Annotated in this window: 3 protein-coding genes; all 3 read left to right on the top strand. The window is 60.7% G+C overall.

Going from position 1 to position 4,632, the window contains the following annotated elements; translation table 11 throughout:
• The first annotated feature begins 310 nt into the window (after window positions 1–310).
• Complete coding sequence (locus Q0176_RS00990) at window positions 311–745, top strand: hypothetical protein (RefSeq protein WP_299298145.1); 435 nt, start codon at window positions 311–313, stop codon at window positions 743–745.
• Window positions 746–895: 150 nt separating this feature from the next.
• A complete protein-coding gene (locus tag Q0176_RS00985; RefSeq protein ID WP_299298144.1) occupies window positions 896–3,787 on the top strand; it encodes a right-handed parallel beta-helix repeat-containing protein in 2,892 nt (963 codons plus the stop codon).
• The coding region (locus Q0176_RS00980; protein WP_299298142.1) for a S8 family serine peptidase at window positions 3,784–4,632 on the top strand (849 nt) is incomplete at its 3' end. The genes Q0176_RS00985 and Q0176_RS00980, both read left to right, overlap by 4 nt.

The following is a 4,632-nucleotide window of genomic DNA, read 5'->3' as shown; positions in this document are numbered from 1 at the left end:
TTATTATGATATATTCGCAAATATAACGCTTTTATTTTAAAATGACAAATGTTTTGCAATATTTTTCTACTTTTCCGCTATTATTTTCTATTATAGTATGATTTGTTGCATTCCAGCACCGAAGATGTAGCCTTGACTGGTGGCTGTAAGCTTGCTGCATTGGGTGTTAGGAACGTGATGAACCGCGCCCCTACCCTTGCTGAAGGGTCGTTTGCAATGCCTTTTGACACTGCGAAATATCTTTACAAATATTGTTTCAACTTTCCGTGTGTAACTCGCTGATTTGAACTGGGGTATCAGCGAGACCCAGGTGGGTAATGTCACCAAGGTCGTTTTCACGACCAGCTTCGAGACGAACCTCGGCCTGAAGGGCATGCGTCTGACAACCCAGGGGTTCCGGCAGGGAACGGTGAAGGCCGAGCTGCTTCCCGTTTCCTCGGGAAAGACGAGGACGGCCGCTGCGGCAGCCCGTCGCTACACGCTCAGGGCCTCCGGGGAGTTCGAAACGGCGGACAGGGATAAGGCTGCGATCACGGGTATCCTCTACACGCCCTCCGACGGTTCGGGGGAACGGAGCCTGTCCCTGCCGTCCTCGGGGATTCCGTTGAAGGGGATGAAGAAAACATCTCCTTCCCCCGACACGGAAAAGAAAGGCGGCAGCAGCGGGTGCGACACCGGGCTTCTCTCCTTTGCGGCATTGGCCCTGGTGCCCATGGCATCACGATTCGGGAAAAAAGCGCGGTAAACTCGACCTGAAATTTTTTTGAACCGTTGACCCAAGGCGGAAGGCCGTTCCTCCCATCTCCACAGGGCGGCCTTCTGCTTTGTTTCGAGGTGTGTCCGAATCGAAGAGTCTGAGATTCGGGACAATTTCTTCCGAAGGGAGTTCCTGAAAGTGAGGAAGAGTTTTACGATTCATGCTGCGGCGGCACTGGCCTTTGTCTCACTGCTTTTTCCCCACCCCATCGGGGCGGCCGAAAGGGTGCTCCGGGTCACACCGAACGGGGCACCCCTGGAAGCGAACCGGGACGGCTCCTCCTGGGAGCGCGCGTTGGGAGAGAAGGAATTTTCCGCCGCGCTTTCCTCCGCTGAAGCGGGGACGGAGTTCTGGGTGGCTGGCGGCATCTATCGGCCCAGCCTTTCAGGCGATCCGGCGGCGGCGTTCATCCTCGGGGACGGAGTGGCGGTCTACGGAGGATTCAAGGGAGACGAGAAGGACCGAAGCGGGCGGGATCCCAAGGCGCACGTGACGATCCTCACCGGCGACCTCCATAACGACGACGAAAAGGATGGAAGCGGCGCGACGGCCTCCTGGGAGGGCATCACGGGGACTAACAGTACCGTCGTGGTGAAGGGTGCAAAATGCACGGAGAGCACCGTCCTCGACGGCGTGACTGTCACCGGGGGCAGCAACCCGGCGGGCAAGGGCGGAGGATTGAGCCTATCGGGCTCCCCAAGGATATCGAACTGCATCTTTGTGGGCAACCTGGCCAAGTCAGGCGGCGGCATGGCCAGCCGCGAGGGCAGCCCCAGGGTCGAAAACTGCATCTTTAAGAAAAACAGGGCCTCACAGGGGGGAGCCGGCCTGTTCGAGTTCGGAAAGATCGGCAAGGCCGGGGAGTTCGGATCCACGGTGAAGGGCTGTCTCTTCGAGGGGAACTCGGCGGAAGCCTTCGGCGGAGGAATGGGCGTCATGGCGGCGAGCCCGCACATCATTGCCTGCACCTTCAAGAACAACACTGCGGAGAGCAGCGAACAAAGCAAGGTCGACACTCGTGGAGGCGGGCTTTATATCTATTACGATAGTGCTGCCGAGGTGAGGGACTGCACCTTCGTCGGCAACCGGACATCCTCCAAAAACGGCAGGGGGCTGGGCGGAGGGGCCGCTGCCATAGAACGCACCGCGATTTCCCTGTATAACTGCACCTTTTCGCAGAACTACGCATCGAGCTGCGGCGGCGGCTTCTTCCAGTCCGTCGGGTCCCCGGCGCTCACGAACTGCACCTTCTTCAGAAACGAAGCCCCAAGGGGCGGCGGAGCGTATGCGGAAAACGGGATGACCTCCTTCCCCAGGACGGCGCCCGTTTTGACGCACTGTACCTTTTTGAGGAACAAGGGCACGGAGGGCGGCGCCTTCTACGCGGAACAGGGGGTCGAGCCCTTTATCCTGAACGGCATCCTCTGGGAGAACGAGGGCGGGGAGATCGGTTATCACGAAATGGTCGGGAGGTTCCTCGTAAGCCACTGCGTCGTCAAGGGGGACTTCAACTATTCGAGGGCCACCCCGGAAAACGTCGCGTCCGGGGACGCAAAAATTCAACCATTGGCCGACAATGGCGGTTCGACTGAGACCTGCGCCATCGTGGCGGGAAGTTCCGCCGTCGATATCGGCATGAACGGCACGGAGCTGGAGGGGAAATTGCAGAGGAGTTCCCTGTCGAAGATGCAGAAGGAGGGGCTCCTCTCCTGCGTCTCGGCGGACCAGAGGGGACTGAAGCGTTCCGGAAGGGCGGATGCCGGATCCTTCGAGGTAAACGCAACGGTTCCCGGAACGGAGTTCGTCATCTCCGCGGCGGCCGACCTCGGGGGCAGCATCGAGCCCTCCGGGGAGATCTCCGTGAAGAGGGGAACGGATCGCTCCTTCGCCATTCGCGCGGACAAGGGCTTCCGGATCGCCGGCGTCCGGGTCGACGGGGCCCTCCTGCCGGATGCCTCCGGCCGCACGGAGTACGACTATAAGTTCGAAGGGGTCTCCCGCGATCACAGCATATCGGCGGGATTCGAGGAGATACGGTTCACCGGGCTGGAGATCGTGGGCCAGCCGGACACCAGGCTCCATATCGGCGAGGTGCGCACGTTTCATTACCGTCTGATCGGCGACGCCGAGATCGCGACCGTGGACAGGGCCGTTCCATCCTATCGCGGCAAGGATGGCCGCCCCGACACGAAATGGACTTGGTGGATGGACCCCGTCACAAGCACGGATATTGCCCTGATCTTCAAGCCCCTGGAGGGCATTGTGGACGGGACGTTGACGCTCGATGTGCGGCTCAAGAACGGCTCCCTGCTGTCCGCCTCACTGCCCCTGACCATCCTGTCCGGGAACGCCCCTGCGCCACAGCCACAGCCGGATCCCAAGCCCAATCCGCAACCCCAGCCGGATCCCCAACCGAATCCGAAACCCCAACCGGATCCGAAGCCCCAACCTCAACCCGAGATCTCGCAGGACATCGGTGTGGACGTCCCGGAGAATCCTGCCGGTTGGAACGTGGAAGTCGGAGCTCCCAACGACAGGGGTGAGCGCGGCATCTCCCTCTCCTGCGGCGTGAGCTTCCTCAATCAACCCGTTTCTGTGCGCGTCGACGCTTCGAACTTCGTCAACGGCATAGAGTCCTACAGGCTTGTCAGGGACGGGGAGGGTGCCAGGACCGTCATGTCCGTGACGATGGAGAAGAAGCACAAGTACCGGCTGGAGCTGAACGGACGGGTTCTGGATTCGGAGTTGGACAAGGCGGCGATCAGGGGGATCACCTTCTATTTCGAGGATGGCTCCGCATCCGAGAAGAAGTTCGGCTCGGAGGGGCTGCCCCTTCGCAGCGTCCCTCGCGCCGATTCCACGCCGGAAACTCCCGATAAGAGTGATAAGAGAGGGACGAAAAGCTCCGGGGGCGGATGCAGCTCATTCCCCTTCGCCTTCATCGTTCTCGCAGGCATCCCCTTGTTCTGTCGCAGGCGGGGGCAGTGCACCCCTGTAGATCCGACCCATTCGGGAGGCTTCATGTCATGACGAAAAAATACTTTGCCCTTATCTGCAGCTGCGCGTTCGTGCTTCTGTGCTCAGGCCCCCTGGAAGCGAAACCGGCCAACCCCGGGGAGGTGATCGTTCTGTTCCGCAACAACTCCGGCGAACGCCTGACCCACAGCTCCGCCCTGCGGGGCGTGACCCAGTTCCACGTCGCTGCCGAAGCTGCGGCGGCAGGAGCGCGGGTCGTCCGAACCTATGGGGCGCTCTCGGAGTCCGTGGATGGAGTTTTTGTACTGCTGAACGCAGAGGGCAGAACGACGGAGCAGTTGACGGCATCACTGAAGGGAAACCCCAGTGTCCTTGCCATATCCCCTAACCGCCCCCTGCACGCACTGGAGGAGAAAATCCCCAACGACCCATACTTCGACAAGCTCTGGGGCATGAGGGACATCGACGCGCCGGCTTCGTGGAGCGAGACGACGGGAGACGATTCCGTCCGCGTCGCCGTACTCGATACGGGGATCGCGACCGGACACGAGGACCTGAAGGACAACATCGACACGCTCAACAGCCGCTGTTTCTCGCCCTTCTACGCCGAAGACGCCTACGAGGACGATGCGGGGCATGGCACCCACGTGAGCGGGATCATCGGAGCCGTCGGCGACAATCAGAAAGGGGTCGCCGGGGTCAGCTGGCGAAGTAAGGTCATCGCGTTCAAGGTCCTGGACGCAAATGGTTCGGGCTCGACATCCACCGTCATCAGGGGGCTTGACAGGCTGCTTGGCCTTCTTCGCAGCCAGCCGGCCCTCAAAATTGCGGCGGTCAACCTCTCCCTGGGCGGTTACAGCGCGGAATCCCCCGAGGAGATGGAAAGGGACTCCGCGGAG

It is taken from the genome of uncultured Fretibacterium sp., assembly GCF_938040765.1.
In the GTDB taxonomy this organism is placed as follows: Bacteria; Synergistota; Synergistia; order Synergistales; family Aminobacteriaceae; genus CAJPSE01.
The sequence above is the reverse complement of the archived record's forward strand: the minus strand, read 5'-3'. Positions and strand labels throughout refer to the sequence as shown.